The sequence below is a fragment of the Nostoc sp. 'Peltigera membranacea cyanobiont' 210A genome, from assembly GCF_002246015.1.
GTDB lineage: Bacteria > Cyanobacteriota > Cyanobacteriia > Cyanobacteriales > Nostocaceae > Nostoc.
Map to the genome: position 1 here is coordinate 89,495 of NZ_NOLJ01000007.1, position 24,184 is coordinate 113,678.

General features: G+C 42.6%; 16 protein-coding genes and 1 pseudogene. 8 read left to right on the forward strand and 9 right to left on the reverse strand.

The features are described 5' to 3' along the window. Positions 1 to 53: 53 nt before the first annotated feature. From CDG76_RS22560 to CDG76_RS38535, 4 genes are all read left to right on the forward strand, one after another. Positions 54 to 1,766: a diflavin flavoprotein gene (locus CDG76_RS22560; RefSeq protein WP_094351168.1), complete on the forward strand. Its 1,713-nt coding sequence runs from the start codon at positions 54 to 56 to the stop codon at positions 1,764 to 1,766. 386 nt (positions 1,767 to 2,152) lie between these two features. After that, positions 2,153 to 6,163: a GAF domain-containing protein gene (locus CDG76_RS22565; RefSeq protein WP_094351169.1), complete on the forward strand. Its 4,011-nt coding sequence runs from the start codon at positions 2,153 to 2,155 to the stop codon at positions 6,161 to 6,163. Further along, entirely contained in the window at positions 6,160 to 7,332 is a 1,173-nt protein-coding gene (locus tag CDG76_RS22570) for a hybrid sensor histidine kinase/response regulator (RefSeq protein ID WP_094351170.1), read from the forward strand. Before CDG76_RS22565 ends, CDG76_RS22570 begins: the two co-directional genes overlap by 4 nt. 167 nt (positions 7,333 to 7,499) lie before the next feature. Further along, positions 7,500 to 7,679: a hypothetical protein gene (locus CDG76_RS38535; protein WP_094351171.1), complete on the forward strand. Its 180-nt coding sequence runs from the start codon at positions 7,500 to 7,502 to the stop codon at positions 7,677 to 7,679. 20 nt (positions 7,680 to 7,699) lie between these two features. Here CDG76_RS38535 and CDG76_RS22580 read toward each other — a convergent pair whose 3' ends face one another. Then, positions 7,700 to 8,992: a dicarboxylate/amino acid:cation symporter gene (locus tag CDG76_RS22580; protein ID WP_094351172.1), complete on the reverse strand. Its 1,293-nt coding sequence runs from the start codon at positions 8,990 to 8,992 to the stop codon at positions 7,700 to 7,702. Positions 8,993 to 9,185: 193 nt separating this feature from the next. Between CDG76_RS22580 and CDG76_RS22585 the strand changes: the two genes are divergently transcribed. Continuing rightward, positions 9,186 to 11,816, forward strand: a complete 2,631-nt coding sequence (locus CDG76_RS22585) for a DNA polymerase III subunit alpha (RefSeq protein WP_094351173.1) — start codon at positions 9,186 to 9,188, stop codon at positions 11,814 to 11,816. Positions 11,817 to 11,931: 115 nt separating this feature from the next. Here CDG76_RS22585 and CDG76_RS22590 read toward each other — a convergent pair whose 3' ends face one another. Together CDG76_RS22590 and CDG76_RS22595 are read right to left on the reverse strand one after the other, a co-directional pair. Next, on the reverse strand, positions 11,932 to 13,662 hold the full coding sequence (locus CDG76_RS22590; protein ID WP_094351174.1) for an Rqc2 family fibronectin-binding protein: 1,731 nt from the start codon (positions 13,660 to 13,662) through the stop codon (positions 11,932 to 11,934). Positions 13,663 to 14,136: 474 nt separating this feature from the next. Further along, positions 14,137 to 15,372, reverse strand: a pseudogene (locus CDG76_RS22595) (glycosyltransferase family 4 protein); the annotation flags it as partial. A gap of 704 nt (positions 15,373 to 16,076) precedes the next feature. Between CDG76_RS22595 and CDG76_RS37550 the strand changes: the two are divergent. After that, a complete protein-coding gene (locus CDG76_RS37550; RefSeq protein WP_190240942.1) occupies positions 16,077 to 16,244 on the forward strand; it encodes a hypothetical protein in 168 nt (55 codons plus the stop codon). Positions 16,245 to 16,401: 157 nt separating this feature from the next. On the opposite strand, the gene CDG76_RS22600 is transcribed toward CDG76_RS37550, so the two are convergent. Continuing rightward, complete coding sequence (locus tag CDG76_RS22600; protein WP_442946386.1) at positions 16,402 to 16,965, reverse strand: Uma2 family endonuclease; 564 nt, start codon at positions 16,963 to 16,965, stop codon at positions 16,402 to 16,404. Between the two features lie 172 nt (positions 16,966 to 17,137). Between CDG76_RS22600 and CDG76_RS22605 the strand changes: the two genes are divergently transcribed. Next, positions 17,138 to 17,662, forward strand: coding sequence for a pentapeptide repeat-containing protein (locus CDG76_RS22605; RefSeq protein WP_094351176.1), 525 nt, complete (start codon positions 17,138 to 17,140; stop codon positions 17,660 to 17,662). A gap of 233 nt (positions 17,663 to 17,895) precedes the next feature. Here CDG76_RS22605 and recQ read toward each other — a convergent pair whose 3' ends face one another. Further along, positions 17,896 to 20,058, reverse strand: coding sequence for a DNA helicase RecQ (recQ, locus tag CDG76_RS22610; protein ID WP_094351177.1), 2,163 nt, complete (start codon positions 20,056 to 20,058; stop codon positions 17,896 to 17,898). A gap of 114 nt (positions 20,059 to 20,172) precedes the next feature. Here recQ and CDG76_RS37555 point away from each other — a divergent pair, with 114 nt between their 5' ends. Further along, on the forward strand, positions 20,173 to 20,316 hold the full coding sequence (locus CDG76_RS37555) for a hypothetical protein (RefSeq protein ID WP_190240943.1): 144 nt from the start codon (positions 20,173 to 20,175) through the stop codon (positions 20,314 to 20,316). On the opposite strand, the gene CDG76_RS22615 is transcribed toward CDG76_RS37555, so the two are convergent. The 4 genes from CDG76_RS22615 to CDG76_RS22625 all read right to left on the reverse strand — a co-directional run bounded on the left by CDG76_RS22615 (position 20,313) and on the right by CDG76_RS22625 (position 24,010). After that, complete coding sequence (locus tag CDG76_RS22615) at positions 20,313 to 20,543, reverse strand: hypothetical protein (RefSeq protein ID WP_094351178.1); 231 nt, start codon at positions 20,541 to 20,543, stop codon at positions 20,313 to 20,315. The two genes, CDG76_RS37555 and CDG76_RS22615, sit on opposite strands and share 4 nt — an antisense overlap. 145 nt (positions 20,544 to 20,688) lie before the next feature. Beyond that, positions 20,689 to 20,835, reverse strand: coding sequence for a hypothetical protein (locus CDG76_RS37560; RefSeq protein ID WP_190240944.1), 147 nt, complete (start codon positions 20,833 to 20,835; stop codon positions 20,689 to 20,691). A gap of 57 nt (positions 20,836 to 20,892) precedes the next feature. Further along, entirely contained in the window at positions 20,893 to 22,467 is a 1,575-nt protein-coding gene (locus tag CDG76_RS22620) for an AAA-like domain-containing protein (RefSeq protein WP_094351179.1), read from the reverse strand. A gap of 136 nt (positions 22,468 to 22,603) precedes the next feature. Next, positions 22,604 to 24,010 (reverse strand): AAA-like domain-containing protein, encoded by a 1,407-nt coding sequence (locus CDG76_RS22625; RefSeq protein ID WP_094351180.1) that lies wholly within the window; start codon positions 24,008 to 24,010, stop codon positions 22,604 to 22,606. Positions 24,011 to 24,184: the final 174 nt, after the last annotated feature.

Here is a 24,184-nt window from a genome sequence, read left to right on the forward strand (position 1 = left end):
CCCCAGTCCCCAGTCCCCAGTCCCCAGTCTCTGTTCCCCAAATTTAAACAGCTATGACCAATTCCAAGCCACGCGACGTACAAGTTCTACCAATTGCTACAAATACTAAAGCGATCAGAGCGCGTAGTTGGTCACGTCTGCGGTTTGAAATTGAATACGCACTTGAAAGAGGTACTACCTCCAATTGCTATTTAATTGAAGCTGATAAAACCGCACTTATCGATCCACCGCCAGAAAGCTTTACCGAAATTTATTTAGAGGCATTGCGGCAGACTTTAGATTTACAAAGTTTGGATTATATAATCCTGGGTCATTTTAGTCCCAATCGAGTTGCAACCCTGAAAGCAATTTTAGAACTAGCGCCACAGGTAACTTTTGTCTGTTCTCTTCCTGGTGCGAACAATTTGCGTGCTGCTTTCTTAGAGCAAGATTTAAATGTCTTGGTGATGCGGGGGAAAGAAACTCTGGATTTAGGTAAGGGTCATGTTTTGAAATTCTTGCCCACTCCCAGTCCGCGTTGGCCGGAAGGACTTTGTACCTACGATCAGCAAACCCAAATTCTCTACACAGATAAGTTATTTGCAACTCATCTCTGTGGTGATGAAGTGTTTGATGATAACTGGGAAGCGCTCAAAGAAGACCAGCGTTACTACTTTAACTGCCTGATGGCTCCCCAAACTCCTCATGTGCAAGCAGCTTTAGAGAAAATCTCAGATTTGCAGGTGAGAATGTATGCTGTGGGACACGGGCCCTTGGTACGCACCAGTTTAATCGAACTTACCAAAGCTTACGGAGAATGGAGCCGTTCTCACAACGATCGCGAAATTTCCGTTGCCCTACTTTATGCTTCAGCTTACGGAAATACAGCGACTTTAGCACAAGCGATCGCTCTGGGATTAACTAAAGGTGGAGTCGCAGTCAAATCGATTAACTGCGAATTTGCTACCCCTGATGAAATTCGCATCAACCTCGCACAGTCAGAGGGTTTTATCATCGGTTCTCCTACCATCGGTGGTCATGCGCCAACTCCCATTCATACTGCTTTAGGGATTGTGTTATCGAGTGGTGACAACAGCAAACTCGCTGGGGTATTTGGTTCCTACGGCTGGAGTGGCGAAGCATTTGACTTAATCGAAGGTAAACTCCGCGATGCTGGATATCGCTTTGGTTTTGACACCCTGAAGGTGAAGTTTAAACCTGATGATGTCACTCTCAAATTCTGTGAAGAACTAGGTACAGACTTTGCCCAAGCACTGAAAAAGGCTAAAAAGGTACGCGTACCCCAACAAGCCGCTACCCCAGTGGAACAGGCTGTTGGCCGGATTGTTGGTTCCGTTTGCGTGGTGACAGCAAAACAAGGAGAAGTGTCTACCGCGATGTTAGGCGCTTGGGTTTCTCAAGCCACCTTCAACCCACCCGGAATAACAGTGGCGATCGCTAAAGAGCGAGCGATCGAATCTTTGATGTATCCAGGCGGTAAGTTTGCCTTAAATATTCTACCTGAAGGCAATCATCAAGACTACATGAAACATTTCCGTAAATCTTTCGCGCCTGGGGAAGATCGATTTGCCAACTTTAGTACAGCAGTTGCAGATAATGGCTGTACTGTCCTCACCGACGCTTTAGCATATTTGGAATGTTCAGTCAACCAACGTCTGGAATGTGGCGATCATTGGGTTGTGTATGCAACTGTGGACGAAGGGAAATTACTCAAGCCTGATGCTGTGACTGCCATCAACCATCGGAAAACAGGCACTCATTATTAGATACTGAGAAATTTGGGACTGACAGATAAAAAATATCCAATTATTTATTGTGGGGTGGGCGACACGAGCGCCCAGTAACCAAAGCCGCTCATGTTGCCCACCCCACAAGATTGGATAATTTATTTCTTGGAAATCCCTTTAACCGAACCAAACCGCTTTAGCTCAAATATAGCCGAGGCGTTTTATGAGAAAATTTTTATTCTGGGATGGGCAAGATGCCCATCTCAGTTTTTTTGTCAATACCTAAATCTTGATTTTCTGGGCGGATTATTGTAATCTACCCAAAACCACAACCCTCTCAACGTTTAATAATTTTGCGGTTTAAGCAATTTGTGTATTGCTCACGGGAACAATACAGAATAAATGCTTTATTAAATTAATCATTAATGTTTAACCGCGCAACGGCTCTCACCTTATCAGAACTAAAGTTTGCGATCGCCCGCGATCCCCTGATAGTTAAACCGGATACGACGGTGATGGACGCGATCGCCCAAATGATTGGCGTGCAGACTAAACATAATACCACTAAAACTGCGGATGGGCAACTGGATCAACTCTATCTAGAGGCACAATCAAACTGCGTGTTGGTAGTGGAAGACGGGCTGTTGCTAAGTATTTTCACAGCGTGGGACGTGGTGCGCCTGAGTGCCCAGCAGCGTTCTCTGGAGAATCTAGCGATTCGGGGGGTGATGGTACATCCTGTGATCGCGCTGCATGAGTCTGCTTTTAGCGATTTATTTTTTGCGATTAATCTGCTCCAGCAGCATCAGATTCGCTATTTACCCATCCTGGATGAGCAAGATCGCCTGGCGGGGCTGGTGACTGATGAAAGTCTACGGCAAATCTCCCGCCCGATAGATATTTTGCGGTTACGCCTAGTGTCTGAGGTGATGACGAGTCAGGTGATTTGCGCTACGCAGGATAGTTCCATGCTAGCGATCGCTCAACTGATGGTAAAATACGGGGTTAGTTCGGTGATAATTGTGCAAACTAGCAGCCAAGCTGAACCCCTGCAAATTCCGGTGGGGATTGTTACCGAGCGAGATATTGTCCAGTTTCAGGCATTGGGTTTGAACCTAGAAACCTCTCTGGCAACCGCCCAATTGCAGCGTCAAATCGCAAACAATGCACTACATCGCTTGAATCAGGAGTTGGAAGGGAGGGTAAAACAACGGACTCAAGAACTCCAAGCGCGAGAGGCTCAACTGCGCGATCTCTTCGACAACGCCACCGATTTGATCCAAAGCGTTTCGCCCGACGGTCGGATTTTATTTGTGAATCGGGCATGGAAAGAAACCTTGGGATACAACGATGCCGACCTAGAGCAGTTGTCCATTTTCCAGGTTATCCATCCCGATGACCTTGAGTATTGCCAGACAGCGATCCAAAGCCTATTTACTGGCGCACTCAGTTTAGATATCGAAACCAGATTCCTGACCAAAGATGGCAGAGAAATCATCGTCGAGGGGAATATCAATTGTCAGTTTCAAGATGAACAACCGATCGCCACGCGGGGCATCTTTCGAGACATTACCCAGCGCAAACAAGCTGAAGCAGAACTCCATAAACTATCGGAACGCCTCGCCTTGTCCCTCAAATCTGGGGCGATCGGCTGTTGGGAGTGGGACATTTTACAAAATACCATCCTTTGGGATGAGCGGATGTACGAACTGTATGGGATCACCAAACAATCTGATTCCCCTGTGTTTTACGACATTTGGGCAAACAGGCTACATCCCGATGACCGCACCTCAGCCGAAGCATTGATCCAGCAAGCCGTTTTAGGACAGGCAGAATACGATACCGAGTTTCAGGTCGTGCATCCCGATGGAAGTATTCACTTTATTAAAGCCTATGGGGTGGTGGTGCGAGATGCTCTGGGCAATCCCCAGAGCATGATTGGGGTCAACTTTAATATTAGCGATGTCTACGACGAGCTTCTCTACGAGACGCTGCGCGAACGCTTACGCAAACAAGCCGAGAAAACCATTGGCCAACAGGTCGAACGAGAACAACTGCTGCGAGAAATCACCCAGAGGATTCGTCAATCTCTAGACCTCCAGACTATTTTCGACATCACTTGCCAGGAAATCCGCTCAGTGATTCAGGCCGATCGGGTGTGCATTTTCAAATTTTATCCCGAATCCAACTTTGATGATGGCGAATTTGTGGCTGAATCAGCTATAGAAGGGTTTTCCTCAGTGCTGGCGATTCGGGTACACGACCACTGCTTTGGCGAAAACTATTCATCCCTCTATGCCTTGGGTAGGTCTTATGTTGTCGATGATATTTATAACGGTGGGATGACAACCTGCCACAGTGACATCCTCTCTCAGTTTCAGGTGCGTGCCAATCTGATTATGCCATTCCTCTGCGGTAATAAGTTATGGGGCTTGCTGTGCATCCATCAATGTGCGACAGCCCGCCACTGGCAGCAGTCTGAAATTGACTTTACCCAACAACTTGCCAACCAGTTAGCGATCGCCATTCAACAAGCAAATCTCTACGAGCAAATTCAGTCGGAACTGTTGGTGCGGCAGCAAGCCGAAGCGAGGATTGCCCTCGAACTGCGACGACAACACGCCTTGGGCGCGATTATCCAAAAAATTCGCCAGTCGCTAGATATCAACGAGATCCTGACAACGGTGACTCAGCAGGTCAAAGACGTGATGCACAGCGATCGCGTCATCGTCTTCCGCCTCTTTGCTGACGGCAGAAGTCAAATTGTCGAAGAAGCCTTATCTGGTGAGTTCCCCAGCCTCAAAGACCGCCACTGGGATAACGAAATGTGGTCTCCAGAAATCCTCGATTGCTACTGGCAGGGCAAGCCGCGCATTGTCCCCGATGTGATGAACGATATTTGGACAGATTGCCTGGTGGAATACGCAATTGAAGGTCAAATCCAGTCGAAAATTATCGCACCGATTTTACAAGAGGTGCGAGGCAGCGAAACCCATCGCTGGGTTGCCCCTTGGGAAAATAACAAGCTCTGGGGGGTTTTGGTTGTCCATGCCTGCAAAGAAAAACGAGTGTGGAAAGACTCGGAAGCGCAACTTCTGCAACAAATTGCCAACCAGTTAGCGATCGCCATTCAGCAAGCGAGTCTTTTTGAGCAATTACAGCAAGAACTCGCAAAAGGACAGCAAGCAGAGGCAAAACTAACCGAGAGCAATCAACAACTGGCAATTTCTAACCAAGAACTCGCTCGCGCCACCCGCCTCAAAGACGAATTCTTGGCGAACATGAGCCACGAACTTCGCACCCCCCTGAACGCCATTTTGGGCATGACCGAAGGGCTAGAAGAGGAAGTCTTTGGCATCGTCAACGAGCAACAACTCAAAGCCTTGCAAACCATTGAGGGCAGCGGCTCTCATTTGCTGGAGTTGATCAACGACATCCTGGATGTGGCAACCATTGAAGCCGGACAGATTAAACTGGAATTCACCTCAACTTCAGTGGCTGATCTGTGTCAATCCAGTCTGGCGTTTATCAAACAGCAGGCATTCCAAAAAGGGATTAAGGTTGAAATCAAACTTCAGCTGAATCTACCTGACCTGCTCGTGGATGAACGCCGCATTCGGCAAGTGTTAATTAACCTGCTTAACAATGCGGTCAAATTCACCTCAGAGGGGGGACGCATTATCCTAGAAGTTGCTGAACTTTCCCCCGACACTAACGATTCCTCCCCCCAACACTTCCTGCGAATTGCCGTGAACGATACAGGCATCGGCATCTCGCCAGAGAATATCAAACAACTATTTCAGCCCTTCGTCCAAATCGATAGCGCCCTGAACCGTCAATATACAGGTACAGGCTTGGGACTGGCATTGGTGAAGCGGATTGTCGAACTCCACGGCGGTAGGGTGGGGCTAACCAGTGAACTGGATGTGGGCAGTTGCTTCACGATTGAGTTACCCTGTACTCCCGGTTCTCCCTTCTCGCCGGAATTGACGGCAGGTAATCAACCCCCTGCTATTCTCAAACTGGATTCCCCTCCTGCCAACGATTCGCACCCTGCCCCCCTGATCTTGCTAGCAGAAGATAACCAAGCCAATATCAGTACAGTTTCTAGCTACCTCCGTGCCAAGGGCTATCAGATTCTGTTAGCAACAAATGGTCAAGAAGCAATCGACCTGGCCACAACTCACCAGCCTGACTTGATTTTGATGGATATCCAAATGTCAGGAATGGACGGTTTAGAGGCAATGAGACAGATTCGCCTCGATTCTAACTTGATTGATATTCCCATCGTTGCCTTGACAGCGTTAGCCATGACCGGCGATCGCGATCGCTGTTTAGAAGCAGGAGCCAACGAGTACCTAACTAAACCCGTGAAACTCAAGCAACTGACTACCACTATTCAACAGCTTTTAGTTGCAACAAAGGCTAACAAATGAATATGCCCTCTATTTTAGTAGTTGACGATCAACCCGATAACTTTGATGTGATTGAAACACTCTTAAGTAAGCAAAATTATCTGCTGCACTATGCTGCGAGTGGTCAAGAGGCGATCGCATCCCTCAACTTATTTCAGCCAGATGTGATTTTGCTAGACCTAATGATGCCGGCAATGGATGGCATAGAAGTCTGCCAGCGAATTAAAGCTATGCCGCAATGGCAGCCAGTTCCGATCATCATGGTGACGGCTCTCACCGCCAAAGAAGACCTCGCTCGCTGCCTAAAATCAGGTGCAGACGACTTCATTAGTAAACCCGTGAATGCTGTCGAATTGCGGGCACGCATTCATTCAATGCTGAGGATTAAGCAACAGTACGACAACATCCAAACTTTATCGAATATCCAAACAAGTACGATCAAAGTCTTGGAAAGCACACTCAATGAACTGCGCGGCAACTTGGTTTCTAGTTTACCACATGAACTCAATACACCACTAAATGGCATTGTCGGAACCATCAGTTTACTGATCGAAGATATTGACAACATGGATTCTGCCGAAATCTGTGAACTTTTAGGCCTGGCAGATCAATCCGTCCGTCGCCTAGAAAAATTAACCAAACAATTCTTGATCTATTTAGAACTAGAGTTATCAACACACCAGCAGCAAGATATCAAACCTCAGTCAACTCACTTTTCAATGGTAGCGATTGAAGCGGCTTTGCAATCTCATGCTCAAAGTGTTGATCGCAGCAACGATTTCATCTTTGCAATTGAAGAGGCTGATGTGTCAATATCGGATCGATATCTAACGATTATCCTCCATGAATTAGTTAGTAATGCGCTCAAATTCTCCCAGAGTGGGACAACTATTAAGATCAGTAGTCAGGTGGTAGCAGGAATGCTAAATGTCTCCGTCCATGATTTCGGACGGGGCATGACAGAAGAACAGATATCTAAAATCGGTGCTTTCATGCAGTTTGAACGCAAAACCTACGAACAGCAGGGCACAGGCATAGGCTTAAAGCTTGTCCAAAAAATCGTCGAACGTTGTGGTGGGCAGTTCTCAATTTCAAGTGTCTATCAGCAGGAAACAACGGTACATATTAGAATGCCATGCTTAAAAAGCCGAAACACTTGTGATTTAAGCAGTTTGCAATTGCTAACATAATTCATGCCGGGGTTTATTTCAGTATTAAAGCGGAAACAACATAAATTCACTTGCTAAAATTCCGCAATTGCCACCAGGACAATCGCAAAAACGCAGAGTAGCCTTTAACTAGAAAAACAGTATCAGGCAATTGCTAGACAAAACTTTTATATTATTTTGTTGTTCTTATGACTCCAAAACACACCAAAATTAAATTTCCTATTTGGCAGTATCTGAACCAGCCCTTATTTAGTCAGGATACTAAATTAGTATTGAATCCCCAACGCTTTGTATTGATCTGGCGTCTGCAACTTTTAGAACGTTGCTGGACTAAAGAATGTGACGCCAAAGGGCCTCAACAGCATTAGATATCTGAAAAGCTGGCAAACTAAGCCTCGTCCACAGAACGAGGCTTTTTGCCGTCAAGTAAAGCACTGACAGTCATATCTCCCATAACATTAATCGCGGTGCGGCAGCGATCCAAAAACCAGTCTACAGTAACTAGCAAAGCGATGTACTGGGTAGGTAAGCCGACAGAAGTGAACACCAGTGTCATCGTTACCAGTCCCGCATTAGGAATATTTGCCGCACCCACAGATGCAAAAATCGAGGTAAGGATGACAATTAACTGCTGTGTCAGACTTAGATGTTGTCCAATTAGTTGGGAAATATACAACGCAGACATTGCTTCATAGAGGGCAGTGCCATCATTATTGAAATTTGCCCCGACTAATGCCCCCAAGGCAGCAGAAGATTCCCTTAAACCGACTTTTGTTTGCAAAACCTCAAAGGTTACGGGCATTGTCGCCGCAGAGGAAGAAGTTGAGAAAGCTGTCAAAAAGGCATCAGAACCGCCAGCTAGAAATTTTAACGGGTGTACCCAAGAACCAAATTTTACTCTGGTGAGGTAGTAGCACGCTTGCAATCCCAGCGCTAACAGCACCGCCAGTATAAAGGCACCCAAAGATTTAAATGGTGCAAAGCCTTGCATCGCAATAGTTTTAGCTACAATCCCAAAGACTGCCAACGGCACTAAGGCAATTACCCAGTTGAGGATACGGACTACCGCTTCAAATAAAATCCCGATGACATCCTCTATCGGCTGATATCCATTCTTGCCTTGGGCGATTTGTTCAGATTTTAATCCTCGCAGGACGATGCCAAAACTTAAAGCAATCACAATTAGTTGGATGACATTATTATCAACTAATGGCTTGAGGACAGCTTCCGGTACAGCATCTTTGAGTATTCCCCAAGGGTCAATACTCTGGGGAGTTACTTCTGTACTTATTGAGGTGGTTACATTGCCCCAAGTCCCTGGACGCAACACATTCGCTACGAGAAGTCCCACTAAAATAGCTACGGTAGTGTTGGTTAAAAGTAACACTGCCAACCGCCGTCCAGCGGTACCAGGGATGTTAGTCGTCATCAAAGTATGTAGCACTGCTGCCAGAATCAGGGGTGTAGCCAAAGCACGGAGAGCCTTTAGTACCAATTCAGCTGGAATTGCTAAATTGTTGATTAAGGTGGCATTACTGGGATTGGGATTCCCTGCACCAAGGGCAATTCCGACGCTGACTGCCGCTACTAAGGCGATGAGAATTTGCAACGTGAGAGGGATACGCTGCCACCAAGGGCTAGCTTTGGTTTCAGGCGAAGTAGTTCTCTCTGTTTCACTCATTGGCTAGATACTGTTTAACTGCTGTAACTATTAAAACAACATTAATGATAGTGATAATTCCCGAAAAAGAACAGCTTTAATTTTGGTTAAAAACTGTTAATCTAAGATTCCGTTGCTTTGCAAAATCTAGCTCGAAAGGGTATACCACAAGGTAGGCCCCTAGAGGTATCTGGGCTTGTGGTTGGAGATGCTTATGTCCTTTGTGCCTTTACATATTCACAGTGACTACAGTCTACTTGATGGGGCAAGTCAGCTTCCAGAGTTGGTGGATCGAGCGATCGCACTGGGAATGAAAGCGATCGCCCTTACCGATCATGGTGTCATGTATGGAGCTGTTGAACTGATCAAAATCTGCCGTAGTCAAAATATTAAGCCGATTATCGGCAATGAAATGTATATTATTAACGGCGATATTGAGAAACAAGAACGCCGCCCCAAATATCATCAAGTAGTTTTAGCTAAAAATACCAAAGGTTACAAAAATTTAGTCAAATTAACCACAATTTCTCACCTCAAAGGTGTTCAAGGTAAAGGAATTTTTTCTCGTCCTTGTATTAATAAAGATTTATTAAAAGAATATCATGAAGGCTTGATTGTCACTAGCGCTTGTTTGGGTGGAGAAGTCCCCCAAGCGATTCTTAGTAATAGACCAGATGCCGCCCGAAAAGTTGCTCAGTGGTATAAAGAGGTATTTGGTGATGATTATTATCTAGAAATTCAAGACCACGGCTCCCAAGAAGACCGAATTGTGAATGTTGAAATTGTCAAGATTGCGCGGGAACTAGGGATTAAAATTATTGCTACGAATGATTCACATTTTATTTCTTGTTTCGACGTTGAAGCCCACGACGCTTTGCTATGTATCCAAACTGGCAAGTTAATTATTGAAGATAAGCGGATGCGTTATAGCGGCACAGAATATCTCAAGTCTGGCGAGGAGATGCAGCAGCTATTTCGCGACCATTTGCCGGATGATGTGATTGTAGAAGCGATCGCTACTACCGAAGAAGTGGCCGATAAAGTCGAGCCTTACCATATTATGGGTGAGCCTCAGATTCCTACACCTCCCATTCCCTCTGGTCATACTGCTGACACTTACGCCGAAGATGTTGCATGGAGCGGACTTTTAGAACGGTTAAATCGCAAATCTCGTCAGGAAGTCGATTCCGTCTATAAAGAAAGATTGGAATACGAACTAAAAATGATTCAGCAGATGGGTTTTTCCAAATACTTTTTAGTTGTATGGGACTACATAAAATTTGCTAGAGATAATAATATTCCAGTGGGGCCAGGACGGGGTTCGGCGGCTGGTTCATTAGTTGCTTATGCAATGCGAATTACTAATATTGATCCTGTGCATCATGGGTTACTATTCGAGCGTTTTTTGAACCCAGAACGTAAATCAATGCCTGATATTGATACGGATTTCTGTATTGAACAACGGGATAAAGTGATTGAATATGTCACTGAGAAATATGGTGCAGATAGAGTTGCTCAAATTATTACTTTTAACCGTCTAACTTCTAAAGCGGTTTTGAAAGATGTCGCCAGAGTGTTGAATATTCCCTATGGGGAAGCTGACAAAATGGCGAAAATGATTCCTGTGGTGCGGGGAAAACCAACGAAACTCAAGGTGATGGTTTCCGATAAAACTCCAGAACCAGAGTTTAAAGAGAAATATGATAAAGAACCCCATGTTCGCCATTGGCTTGATATGGCGATGCGAATTGAAGGAACTAACAAAACTTTTGGTGTTCATGCAGCAGGTGTGGTAATTTCAGACGAACCACTTGATCAAATTGTGCCGTTACAAAAAAATAATGACGGTTCTGTAATTACCCAATATTTCATGGAAGACCTGGAATCAATGGGTTTGTTGAAAATGGATTTTCTGGGTTTACGGAACCTGACACTGATTCAAAAAACTGTAGATTTGATTCAAGAAACCAGAGGATATCGGGTTGATCCCGATGAAATTCCCCGCCAGGAAAGAAAAGCCCAAAGGATATTAGCTAAAGGTGAACATAGCAGTCTACCAAAAGATGTACAGAAAACTTATGAGTTATTAGAAGCAGGTGAGTTAGAAGGGATATTTCAATTAGAATCTTCTGGGATGCGTCAGATCGTGCGAGATTTGAAGCCTTCTAATATAGAAGATATTTCTTCTATTTTGGCACTTTATCGACCCGGCCCATTAGATGCGGGACTAATTCCTAAATTTATCAACCGCAAACATGGTCGAGAAAAGATTGATTATCAACACCAAATTCTCGAACCAATATTAGACGAAACCTATGGAATTATGGTCTATCAAGAGCAAATCATGAAAATTGCTCAGGATATGGCTGGATATACATTAGGACAAGCTGACTTGCTGCGTCGGGCGATGGGTAAAAAGAAAGTTTCTGAGATGCAAAAGCAGCGAGAAAAATTCGTTGATGGCGCAGCGAAAAATGGCGTTCAGAAAAAAGTTGCGGATGAATTATTTGAGCAAATGTTAAAGTTTGCTGAATATTGTTTAAGCTATGACACAGAAATATTGACAGTAGAATATGGATTAATGCCGATTGGAGAAATTGTCGAAAAAGGCATTGAATGCAGTGTATACAGCGTTGATAACAATGGAAATATTTACACGCAACCTGTAGCACAGTGGCACGATCGCGGACAACAAGAGGTATTTGAGTATTGTTTGGAAGATGGTTCAATAATTCGAGCAACAAAAGATCATAAATTTATGACTGTTGATGGTCAAATGTTGCCAATTGATGAAATATTTGAACGGGAATTAGATTTGATGCGGGTAGATGGTTTGCCGGAATGAGGGCAATACGGTTCGGTTGATGACGATTCTAGATCGCTAAAGATGGGATAAATCATCATAAAGACGCGATAAATCGCCGTCTCTACAAAAGACTGATTATTGTAGAGACGGCGATTCATCGCGTCTCTTGCCTTAATTGCGGTTTTCCCCAAAGTATAGTTTCCTGCTTGTAAATGGCAATTCCCGGTTTTGCGCCTTTGGGTTTGTAGACGTGTTTTGGCTGAGTGTAAACTACTGGCACTTGCTCACTCTGACGGGCGCGACTGTAGTATGCCGCAAGATTAGCTACAAATTGCAAATCAGCTTCTTCTGCAACAGCACCCGGTTCTAGACGTAGTAACACATGACTTCCTGGAATTTCTTGAGCGTGGAACCAGATGTCATAATCCCCAGCTACACGAAAGGTTAATTGGTCATTCTGGCGATTGTTACGACCGATTAATACTTCAAAGCCGCTGGGGGTAAGGTAACGATGAAAATTGGTGCTGGGAGGTTCGTTTGCACTGCGGCTGCGGTATTCTGGATCTTCCAGATACTTTTGCCCAATCAACTCTTCGCGGATTTCTTCTAAAGCTCGTAAATCTTCTGCTGTTTGGTAGGTGTCTATCTGAGCGATCGCAGCTTCTACTTGTTCTAAATACTCAATTTCTGTCCGCACTTCCAATAGTAGCGGTTCCACGGCAGCACGAGCGCGTTTCAGCTTTTGGTGCTGTTTGTAAAGACTTTGGGCATTTTGGACAGCATTTTTATCTGGTTGGAGAGCGATCGCAACTGGCAAATTTGTCTCAAAATCAGCAAGGATAATTTCTTTCATCCCTGGTTCCCAGTTTTGCAAATGAGCCATCAATAAATCAGCTTTTTGCCGATACTCATCGGCTCGATCTGATTGTTGTAAGCGCGTCTGAAAGGTTTGAGCTTTATTGCGTAATTTCGTCAGAATATTATTCAATTTCTGACTCAACTGATGGCGTAATTGGGAAAATAACTGTTGATCAATTTGGTTACTGTAATAGCGGTTAAGTAACTCCTGGATATTTTTGACCTTTTCAGCTGCACCCCAACCCATTACGGTGTAACCATCTTTTGTCCAAGCGGGTTGAAATTCTTTGGAATCTAGGGCTTGCAGCCATTGTTGCCAACGCTCAAACAGCCGTCGCCAGTCGTCGGGGTTGAGAGTATCGGTGGATGTTTCTGGTGCAATATTTGCTTCTAGCAGCATTAACTCCAGTAGTGCTGCACTCAAACCACTATAACTCTTGAGCAATTGCCGCTTGATTGCTCCTGGTACTAAACTTACCCGTTCTTGCCAACGTTCTTGAGATTCGCTCAAACTGGGGACAGTTCCAGTCAGTTTCGGTGGTGTTTCATAAGGCTGTCCGGTTTGGATGGGACGGACACTCGATTGTTGCTGACTGACTTGATGGGCGGCGGTGATAATTATATTGTTAGCGTCGGTGAGAATGACGTTGCTATACTTGCCCATGATTTCTGCATAGACATGATATAGGGCGCTTTCTCCAGGACGACGGGCAAATTGCAAATCAATCACACGCTCCCAAGGAGCGATCGCTTCAATCGCCACCAGTGCTAAACCACCCAATTGGTGTATCAGTTGTTGGCTAAAGGTAAAGGTATCAGGCGATCGCGGTGGCGGATCGCCAATACAAATATGTGCAGCTTGGGGATGCCAAGAAATCTGTAGCCAATCTCGCTGTTCTAGGGTGCGTAATGCCATCGCAATCGTGTAGCGATCGCGCTGGTAAACCTGTTCTAAGCGTGATGGTAGCCAGTTAGCGCGGATTTCGCTACAAGCAGCTGTGAGAGTGGTAAAGTCAACTGGTTGCAAAGCGATTAGTTGTTAACATTCAAATGGTAGCGATCGCTATGATTTTATCTTCGTTTAGTCAAAGCATAGCAGACCTCAACTATCATAGCGGTTACTTGGTTTAGTGATAGCTAACGCAAAAATCTATTATTCAGATAGACTCTCAGCACAGTTTTGTAAGTCAAAGCAATATAAATAGGCTAAATAATTTCCGCTAATTAAACTAATAACGGAAATCACTCAGCCTAGAGAAATATTTAGAATAAATAATTGAGTAATGGTGAGTGACGACTAGGAAAATAAAATTATTGCTTACTTCCGAGTTACCCATTCACCATTATCTGTTACGCAAAAGAATTATTTAGTAACCAAAACTGGCAGTTTTGTTGTTGACTGCACTAATTCGACTGTTGACTCCACTAGTTCTTTTGCTGTTGACTGCACTAGTTCGGCTGTTGACTCCATTAGTTCTTTTGCTGTTGACGCTGCTGGTTGTGGCTGCGACAGTTGGGTGTAAAGTTCACTCAGTTGATGTGCTACACCATCCCAGCTAAACTTAGTTTCGACGCGCTTTCTACCAGCTTTACCCAATTCATCTCGCCATTCGGGATTTAAGAGAATTCGGTCAATAGCAGATGCAAAAGCATCTACATCTTGTGGTGGTGCCAATAAACCAGTTTCTTCATTAACTACAGTAGACTGAAGTCCGCCGACATCACTAGCTACAACTGGTGTGCTACTTGCCATCGCTTCGATCGCTACTAATCCAAAGGGTTCGTAGTGGCTGGGAACAACGCAAACATCGGCAGCGGCGTAATAAGTTGGTAAAATATCTTGACTCAAACGACCCGCAAAGATGGTAAAGTCGCTCATCCCCAATTCGTTGACGATTTGCTCAATGCGATCGCGCTCAATGCCGTCACTGTTACCTGGAGTACTACCACCACCAATAATTAGTTGAAGATTGTTGGAATCGCGTAACCCAGACTCGTTTACTGCCCGCACCAAGGTTTCTATACCTTTGCGTTGGTCAAAACGCCCTACATACAATACGACTTTGGCTTCTTTGTCAATTCCCAATTCCGCTCTGGCTGCTTCTCGTGCAATCGAACCAAATCGCTGAATATCTGTACCACAGGGAATAATATCGATATTACCTTTTGTGGAAACCAGCGATCGCATGTGTTCCTGTTCTTGCGGACTGGTCGCTACAATTCGCTCTGCTTTTTCCAACACATCTTTTTCTACTGCTAATCGCTGACTAGCAATCAGAGGAATATCTTCTATAGTGTTATATTTCACCGCTCCTAATGAGTGGTAGGTGTGAACCTGTTTACTCTTTTGGATTTTATTTAACTCCATTCCCACCCAACTAGAGAGCCAATAGTTAGTGTGAACTAACTCGTATGTAAAGTCATTTTTTACTTGGAATTTGAGGAAATTATCCACAAATTCTGGCAGATATTCAAAAATTTCATCTCGCGGCACAAACTCAAGGGGGCCAGCTTTTAAACGAATAGTTCGACAATTCTTACTATGTTTAACAATCGAGTCTTGCTCCAGACTCACTTTGCGGGTAAACATATCAACTTGCCATCCCAGCTGCGCTAGTGCTTCACCCACGTTGCGCACATAAACATTTTGTCCCCCAGCTTCTTCTTTCCCTATTTCAATCGCTGGGTCTCCGTGGACAGAAATCAAGGCGATACGTTTTTCGGTGGTAGAGTTCATAGTTTGTGTGTTGCTGATTTTAACAAAGTTTTAGGCTGTTCCAAGCATATGTCTAGCACACTTGCCTGAATTGTTTAGGAACTTTGATTAATATTGATTTTAATTTACTATGTCTAATTTTTTTTTACATCCTCTGTCAGAAGTATACTTTTAGATTAAATACAAATATTTAATTTCTTTGGATATAGGAAATTGTTATGTCCGTATCTCATACTTTTGATAGATAAAAATGAGATTTTTTCATTCATCTCTAGCTTTAATTTCATAAATATGGCAATAGGTATGGCAATTTTAATTTGCTCTCTACCTAGAGACTCAGATCCCTGACTTCTGTGAGGATATATCTGGTGAATAGGGGGTTTGACCCCACAGCATATATCAGAGCAGGAAGTCAGAAGACTTGAAAAAGAAGTCAGAATTCAGAATTCAGGATTCAGAATCAAGACGCGACTCGAAAATACTCGAAAATACTCGCTAACGCTACGCTATCCGCTCTTTCGTTCAAAATACCCAACTGTTAGCGGATAGCTAAGGTTTAGCCCATTCTGGCTGCTGACTCCTGAATTCTGTTTTGATAAAAATATATTTATCTAGCTTATATTCACTAAAAGAAATCTAAATTCTGTTTTTACGCAATTCTACTGAATTTGCTTCAAACTAATAAATATAGTCACTACCAATTTTCAAACGGAGAAGATTAATACATGAGTTTGATAGATGGTATATTTCTGACGATATTAAATACTGTTGCCTGTCTAGCACTGCCTAAGCTGCTATCTGTAATTATGCCTGTCAAAAATCAAAACACTGAGTCTTCAAAGTCTGCTATGACATCACAAGATTCTAACTCTGAAATTCCCAGTTTTTCTTAATGTAAACTGATGATCTAATAGATATCGCCTTGATGAGGAGAAAACTTAGTTATTGGTGCAAGGCGATATCTGAACAATAAATTATACACATTTTGTTTTGGGAAAAGAATGAGAGTTAATCCGCTACTTGAGATTTTTTTTCCATTCAACCTAAAATTTATACAGGAAAAAGCTGGTCTACAATACAGCTAAAACCAGGCAATAGCCCAGAAATGAGATTATCACTACTAAATAAAGTTGCTACCAAGTTAAGTTGACTTTGTTCGCGCCGATAGACCTCTAGTTTACGCGATCGCCAATCAGCAATCCAATATTCTTTTACTCCTCTAGAAGAATAAAGTTTAAGTTTAGCTTCCTTATCTCGTCTTAAGTCTTCGTTGCTAGCAGACAAAACTTCAACTACTAAATCTGGTGCGCCAGTTAAATGTCCCGCTTCATCCAATGTTAGCGCCAAGGTTTCTTTAGTAGCCCAAACTACATCAGGAATTACATTATCTGATTCTGAAAACAAAACACCAGGGTTGATTACAGCTTCTCCTAAACTAGTAGACTCCGACCAAATGTTAAGTTGTCCGAAAATTCGCCCACAAGTTTGCTGATGTTTAAAGTGAGGTGTCCTACTCATGAATAATTCTCCATCAACTATCTCGTAGCGCGTCCCTTCATTTTCTGCGAAGAGTTCCACGTCCTGAGTTGTCCAGCGTACTCCTGTCTTAAGCATCTCACTCATCAGCCAACTCCTTTAATCTTGCTTTTGTATTTTAATCATAAAAGGATGTTTGAAAATTCACAGAGTATACTCAACAGGCCTATCTTTTTTCTAGACATAAACCGCCCATAAAAGCTTAGACATCCATATATTTGAGATTAGAAAAAAACTTGGAGGTTAAATCATGCCTTGGGAAATAACTGCTGAGGAGTTGCTGGCTCGGTATGCTGATGGAGAGCGAAACTTTGCTGGGATTGAGTTGATTCAATCGAAGGGTGTTCCCCTCGATAGTTCGATTGACCTCGAAGGTGCTATTTTGAGAGATATCAACTTGCGCGGAGCCTATTTGAGACAAGCCGATTTGTGTAGAGCCGATTTGTGTAGAGCCGATTTGTTTGGTGTTTCCTTGGAAGGCGCTTGGTTGAAACGTGCTATTGTCAGGGATGCTAATTTATATTCCGCCAACTTGTCTTGGTGCGACTTGACTGAAGCCGATTTGAGAGCAACCAACTTGGCTCAGATGAATGCTAGTAGTGCTGTCTTCTGTGGAGCCAACATCAGTGGTTTCGAGTTCGCTATTCTGATTAAAACTAACTTCAGAGATGCTTATATCGCTCCAAACATTATTTGGAGTTATGGTAATTTTGTTTACGATACTACTATGCCCGATGGTACTATCAAAAGCGGCCCATTTTTCGGAGAATTTTAGTTCATCTCTAATTGCAGCCATGAGGGGTGCATTCGGAACAAGGTAAGAGGATATTCGTCAAGTCTCAATTCATACTAGCCCTGGCGATTAGAAATCGCGGCTATACAGACAAAACCCACCTCCGTGGGTTTGAAGCCCTTGATTTTATCTTAGTCCACGGAGGTGGACTTTGCTTGTGTAGCCGCGAATTCTATTCGCCCTATACTTTGAAAACATCCTCTAAAATTTAATTTTCATTTGCGATTTTCACGCCGCCACTTACTCCGTACTAAACGAATTTCATCAAAAGTGTAGCTTTCGCCTAGTTGTTCTTTGATAGGAGTGAGGGAAATATCACCGAGTACTTCTAAAACTTGCCAAATTTTTTGTTGATGTTCTAAAGGTACTAATTGATTTAAATCAACTGGCTGATTTTTATCAATTAGTTTTTCTAGATGACTGCTAACTGTTGCTGGACTAAGATTGCGTTTTTGGGCAATTTGAGCAATATTTAAACCTTGTTGATGCAATTGTAATGTCTGTAACTCTGTGTAAGAAGATGAGTTGGAAGATGATACGGAAGCGGAAGTAACCGATTTATTTTGCAAACCCTTTTCTTGGCGATAGGCGCGAATTTCTGTAATAAATTTTTCGCCATATTGAGCGAGTTTGTGACTACCTACACCAGAAAGTTTGGCAAATTCAGCTAAGTTTTGGGGTTGCACCTGTACCATCAATTTTAAAGTGGAATCGTGGAAGATGACGTAAGGTGGTACAGATTGCTCATCAGCTAATTGTTTACGTAGCGATCGCAACTTCTGTAATAATATTTCTGCAACTTCTGCTTTTTCACTTCCCTGTTCCCAGGTAATCTTTTGGACTGTGGTTACAGCTAGCAAAACTGTACGTTGTTTTCGCATTACTTCCCAACTTAAGGCATTTAGTTTTAAAACTGAGTAACCATCACTAGTTTGTTCTATTAACCCTTGATGTAAAAGCGATCGCCCCAACATTCGCCATTCATCTAGAGTTCTATCTTTACCAATACCATAAGTAGAAAGTTTATCGTGTTCGTACTGGATAATTTTGTCTTTTTTTGCCCCCCGCAACACATCAATTATGTGTAGCATCCCAAACCTTTCTTTGCAACGCGCCACACAAGATAAAAATTTCATGGCTTCAATTGTCCAATCTTGCATCGGTTTGGGATGACGACAATTGTCACAGTTACCACAATTCCCAGGAAACCTTTCGCCAAAATAACCTAGTTGAATTGTTCGCCGACAATCAGTGCCTTCAGCGTAATCAATCATCTGCCGCAGTTGTTGTTTGGCAATCAACTGTTCTTGAGGATCGGTTTTTTGATCGATACTCCATTCAATTGTTTTAACATCACCAAAGCTGAAAAATATTGTACACCGAGATGGTTCTCCGTCTCTACCCGCTCTCCCCGATTCTTGATAATAACTTTCTATATTTCTGGGCATATCAAAGTGAACTACCAGCCGCACATCGGGTTTATTAATTCCCATGCCAAAGGCAACTGTTGCCACCATCACCCGCACATCATCTCGAATAAATCGCGTTTGATTACTACTACGTTCTTCATCAGTTAATCCGGCGTGATAAGGCAGAACACCAATCTTATCATTTTGGAGTTTAAACGTGAGTTCATCAACTTTTTTACGAGTTAAAGAATAAATAATTGTCGAACCTTCAGTTTCTCGAATTAGTTCTAACAATTCAGCGTAAGCATATTTAGTTTTAGGACGAACTTCGTAATAAAGATTTTCACGGTTAAAGCTGGCAAGATGAATGCTTGGTTGCTTTAGTCCCAGTTGTTGAATGATATCACTACGGACGCGATCGGTCGCTGTAGCGGTGAGGGCGACGGTAGGCACATCAGGATAGCGTTTTCGCAGAGATTTCAACTGGCGATATTCTGGACGAAAATCGTGTCCCCATTCCGAAACACAATGCGCTTCATCAATAGCAAAGCTAGAAATACCGATTTTTTCTTTAACTAAATCGAGAAATGGGAGAAACCTTTCACTGAGGAGACGTTCTGGGGCAACGTAGAGTAATTTTACTTTACCACTGAGGATGGCTTCTTCTCGCGATCGCACTTTGTAAGCGTTCAAACTGCTATTGAGAAATGTGGCGTTAATATTATTATTTCGCAGTGCTTCTACTTGGTCTTGCATCAAAGCAATTAACGGCGACACTACCACAGTTAGTCCATTTTTCAACAATGCTGGTAGCTGAAAACATAGAGATTTCCCCCCGCCAGTCGGCATCACAACCATTAAATCTCGATTTTGCAGCGCATCTTCGATAATTTGCCGTTGTCCAGGACGGAATTGGTCGTAACCGAAGTGATATTTTAGCGCTTGTTCGAGATGGGGATACTGAAGCATAGCGATCGCTTTTTCGGGGGCTGTCTGCGTGAGTAGTGATTGAAGATATCAGGATTTTAACTCACATCATTGGTAGCTTTGGTCAGAACTGCGTTTCTAATTGGCGATACTACGGTGAGCTTCTCTACGAGACGCTCGGCGAACGCTAATGCACTAAATCAATCATCATACATTAGCGATGTCTACGACGGGCTACGCCTACGTTTGACTTTAAAGACTGCCGCTACAATATTAGCGATCGCACTTGTATTGAGCTAATAAACATTTGCGTTATTGAGATATTCCCGTAATTCTTGAATTGCTTCGGCAGCAGTCTGGACTTTGAGCCTACCTGCTTGGAATTCAGCAATGGAAGCTGCTGCATCTGACGCAATTTCATCTCGCCGACTTTCAATAATTCGGCTTTTGAGAATTTGTACCAGCATTTCTTGCTGCTCTAAAGTAAGCTCCATTGCGGCATCTAAAACTCTATCTAGGTTACTCAATTGCTTGATCCTCTTAATTATTTGGGTTGATAACAGAACTCGTAAGATATAAAAAACTTAAAAGTCTTATCCTTATCGCTTTTTGAGCTTCCTCAAACTCATATTAACTTATCGCACTAAATCAACCTTTATACATGAGCGATGTCTACGACGGGCTACGCCTACGCTTGACTTTAAAGACTGCCGCTACAATATTAGCGATCGCACTTAATATTGAGCTAATAAACATCGTCATAAGTAAGTCAGCATTACGACGAGTAAATTTTCGGAAAGCTGTTTTAAATTTGCTCATGATAACTAACCTATACATCGGCTGCACTTGGGTTATTGAGAGTTTTTTTAACGATTGTTATTCTGAGGTTTCCCTAGCAGCTTTTGACTTTGGACAGTGAGCAAATTGAAGGGGTGTAGTCGGCTCGGCACATTTTAGCTGTGATTCTAAAACATCAATCTTTCGTAAAAGCGATACTCCCCACACTATAGAAATCACCAACTTGATAGTCATACCCACGAGCAAAAGTGTCACTATTGTGGCATTTTTCTTTTGTTGAGCCAGCCTTTTTTGTTGCTCAAGAAGTCGTGCTTCGACTTCTTGAGCACGTTCCGCCTCTAATGCTTGCTGTACTTCTCGCCGATCTAATTCTTCACTAGCAGCTAAAAAGCGATAATCTAAGTTGCTCAAGCTTTTACCATTTGTCCAAGTTTGAGCATCGATCAAGGCTTGTCCACGCAATAGGCGAGATTTATCTTTTTCTTCTGAGGCTACCCATGCATTAAAGCTTTCGTAGTAGGGGCGCAAGTAAGCTAATTTTTTTCCAACCCATTCTAAATTAAAAACTTCTTGATAAATTCGATTTTTTATTTTGAGACAACCTTGTTTTTTGATTACCAAACCAGACAGCAACAGTTCTACCTGTTCTCGACTATCATCGGCTGTTACTTTCAATCCTTGGAGGATTTGTTGATAAATTCCTAACAATCTGGCGGCAAATTTTTCGTTTCTGAGGATGCGATCGCGAATAGTTCGTAAATGCTCTGGTTCATCTTGTGATTCCCATTTCTCGATGATGTACGATCGCACCACATTTTCTATCCAAAATTCTTCTGTGCCAGGGGGAATTTTCAGCTTTCTACCCATATCATCTTGAGATAAACTCACAAGCAGTCGACACAGTTTTTGAGTAAGAAATGGTTGCCCATCTGTCCAAGCTAATACTTCTTTCAAAACTTTCTGAGGATGATTGTCTTTAATATCTAGTCCCAAAGAAAGTGGTTGAGCTTCTTCAAAGGTGAAACCATTTACTTGGATGGTTTTACCAAGATTAAACGGGGTAGTATTATTTTGATATACAATTAAGTCTGAAGGTGTAGCAACCCCAAAAATTGCAAATGTAATTCGATAATACTCTGGATTAATTGCTCGTTGATTGTAACAGAACCGAATCAATTTAAAAAAGTCATCAACAGAGAAATCGAGACTGAGTATACTATCAACTTCATCAATAAAAATAAATAGCTTTTCATTAGGAAACTGAGTTAACAAAATTTCCGAAATAAATCGACTGGTTTTCTGAACTAAAGAAAGATCGTTTTGTTCTTGCCACCAGGTTTTTAAATTAACTTTTCCTAACAGTTTAAAACTCAACCATAAATCGCCGACAACTCCTTTATACCACTGTTCTGGAGTTATATTTTCACAACCAATATTAGTCATATCAACGGTGGCACATCTAAAGCCCTCTTTTTGCAAGCGGTGCTTTGTTTTGACCATAAGTGAGGATTTACCCATTTGTCTACAGGTTAAAATGTGGCAAAATTCACCCTGTTTTAAAGCTTCGTAAAGTTCTACATCCGCTCTGCGCTGAACATAGCTAGGAGCATCATTTGTAAGAGTACCACCAACTTGGTATCGATAATTTTTCATTTAATTGATTTTAAATTTCTTCTAGATCTGAATCAAAAAAATTGTATAGGTAGGTAAATTTGATAAAATTCTCATAATCTCAATGAGATATTAAGTTCATAGTAAAAACTTTAGTACTTACTATGAACTCTTAAAACTAGCGTGGAAATTTAATAGAAGCATTAGCACTATTTTGCTTTCCAAACTGTTGACTAAAATAAAGACGATATAATTCACACATGGCACTAGCTTGATTGCCGTTTAATTGAACCAAACCCATACTTTCTAGTTTATAAGCAGCGATCGCATTTAACTCCACTTTTTCATCTGTTGCAATTACCTGTTCCATAGCTGACATTAATTCTGGTTCTGCTTGCAGTAGTGTCAACAGTTCTCGTAAATGCTGACCGTAAATTCCTACTGCTGTAGATGCAGTTTCTAATAACACCTCCAGCGTCATTTCTCCCTGACATAAATGATAAAATGCAAGGTTCACCAGATAGGGATGTCCTCCTACCATTGCTTGTAGGGGTGCAAGGCGTTTTGCTCCTTCCGAGTTTCCTGCCCAATCTAGTCCGTAACGTAATGCTAAATTCTGTACCTCCTTGAGGGTAAATGGTGGCAGTGTAATTGTTATCCCTACATTGAAAGGCGATTGGTTGAGCTTAAGCGGAATATAAATTTCTGTGGTGTGAACCACTACCATCCGCAGTTTTTGCCAAGTCCGATCTTGCTTGGCTTGTTCATGCCAAAATCGCAGCATTGGTAGAAAGTCTTGGGCAATATTGGGATGTTCAAAAATCCGATGGACTTCATTCAAAGCCAAAACTACAGGACTATCATCAATGTATTGCAACAAATAAGCTTCAAAATAGATTTTGCAGCTTACCTTGCTGCCCATTTCCATATCCCAAAAATCATCTACACAAGAAAGGAGATTTAACTGTCTGCTGACGTTGACACAAAACCAACGCAAAAATTTATCCAGGGAAGCAAAAACGTCTTGGTCAGCTTCTTGAAAGTCCAAATAGACAATTTGATAATCTTGCTCCTTAGCATAAGCAATCATCCGATTGAGCAGAGAACTTTTTCCCATCTTTCTAGGCGCTTTGAGCCTGATTAAGCAACCAGGGTGTAAAATCTCATTACAAACAAGTTCTTCCAGGGAAGGGCGATTGATGTAAAGATGAGAACCTAGTGCTATAGGGCCGCTAGGAAATTCTATCTTGCTTACTGAAAAAAAGTCTGGAGAAACAATTTCTAAGCTAGATTCTTCACCAAACTTTTCTTGGATCTGGTTTTCTTGATTACCTATCTCGTCTTGCAAGTGTTTATTCAAGGCTAAATGCAGATTTTTTTTCGTTATTCTTTTTCCAAGTGCTATAGAAAGGTCTTGCCACAACTCAGAACCAACTTCCTTGATGTAATTGTTGCCGTAGCCTGATACCTCTGCCATCTCACCATAAGTTTTACCCAACCACGATTGATAGAGCACAAACCACTGAATTGAATCGAGAGGCTTGTCTTGGAGAATTTTTTTTACAGATTGTAGAAGCTTATCCACAGTGTATAAATTGTTAAACAGCTAGGCAATTTACTTATAGCAGTTCTCAGTTGAGTGAGGTATGAGAACCCCACCCCAACCACCTCCCCACAAGCGAGAAAGTGACTATGATGTATTTTATATGATTAGGAAACGCTATATAATTTTTGATCCAGTAATAATAATATACATCTG

Excerpts from the sequence above, each read along its gene's own strand:
- CDG76_RS22605 (WP_094351176.1), top strand. The coding sequence starts at position 17,138 with ATGCCTTGGGAAATAACTGCTGAGGAGTTGCTGGCTCGGTATGCTGAT.
- CDG76_RS22560 (WP_094351168.1), top strand. The coding sequence starts at position 54 with ATGACCAATTCCAAGCCACGCGACGTACAAGTTCTACCAATTGCTACA.
- CDG76_RS37560 (WP_190240944.1), bottom strand. The coding sequence starts at position 20,835 with ATGAGCAAATTTAAAACAGCTTTCCGAAAATTTACTCGTCGTAATGCT.
- CDG76_RS22585 (WP_094351173.1), top strand. The coding sequence starts at position 9,186 with ATGTCCTTTGTGCCTTTACATATTCACAGTGACTACAGTCTACTTGAT.
- recQ (WP_094351177.1), bottom strand. The coding sequence starts at position 20,058 with ATGCTTCAGTATCCCCATCTCGAACAAGCGCTAAAATATCACTTCGGT.
- CDG76_RS22580 (WP_094351172.1), bottom strand. The coding sequence starts at position 8,992 with ATGAGTGAAACAGAGAGAACTACTTCGCCTGAAACCAAAGCTAGCCCT.
- CDG76_RS22570 (WP_094351170.1), top strand. The coding sequence starts at position 6,160 with ATGAATATGCCCTCTATTTTAGTAGTTGACGATCAACCCGATAACTTT.
- CDG76_RS37550 (WP_190240942.1), top strand. The coding sequence starts at position 16,077 with ATGAGTTTGATAGATGGTATATTTCTGACGATATTAAATACTGTTGCC.
- CDG76_RS22565 (WP_094351169.1), top strand. The coding sequence starts at position 2,153 with ATGTTTAACCGCGCAACGGCTCTCACCTTATCAGAACTAAAGTTTGCG.
- CDG76_RS22620 (WP_094351179.1), bottom strand. The coding sequence starts at position 22,467 with ATGAAAAATTATCGATACCAAGTTGGTGGTACTCTTACAAATGATGCT.
- CDG76_RS38535 (WP_094351171.1), top strand. The coding sequence starts at position 7,500 with ATGACTCCAAAACACACCAAAATTAAATTTCCTATTTGGCAGTATCTG.
- CDG76_RS22600 (WP_442946386.1), bottom strand. The coding sequence starts at position 16,965 with ATGCTTAAGACAGGAGTACGCTGGACAACTCAGGACGTGGAACTCTTC.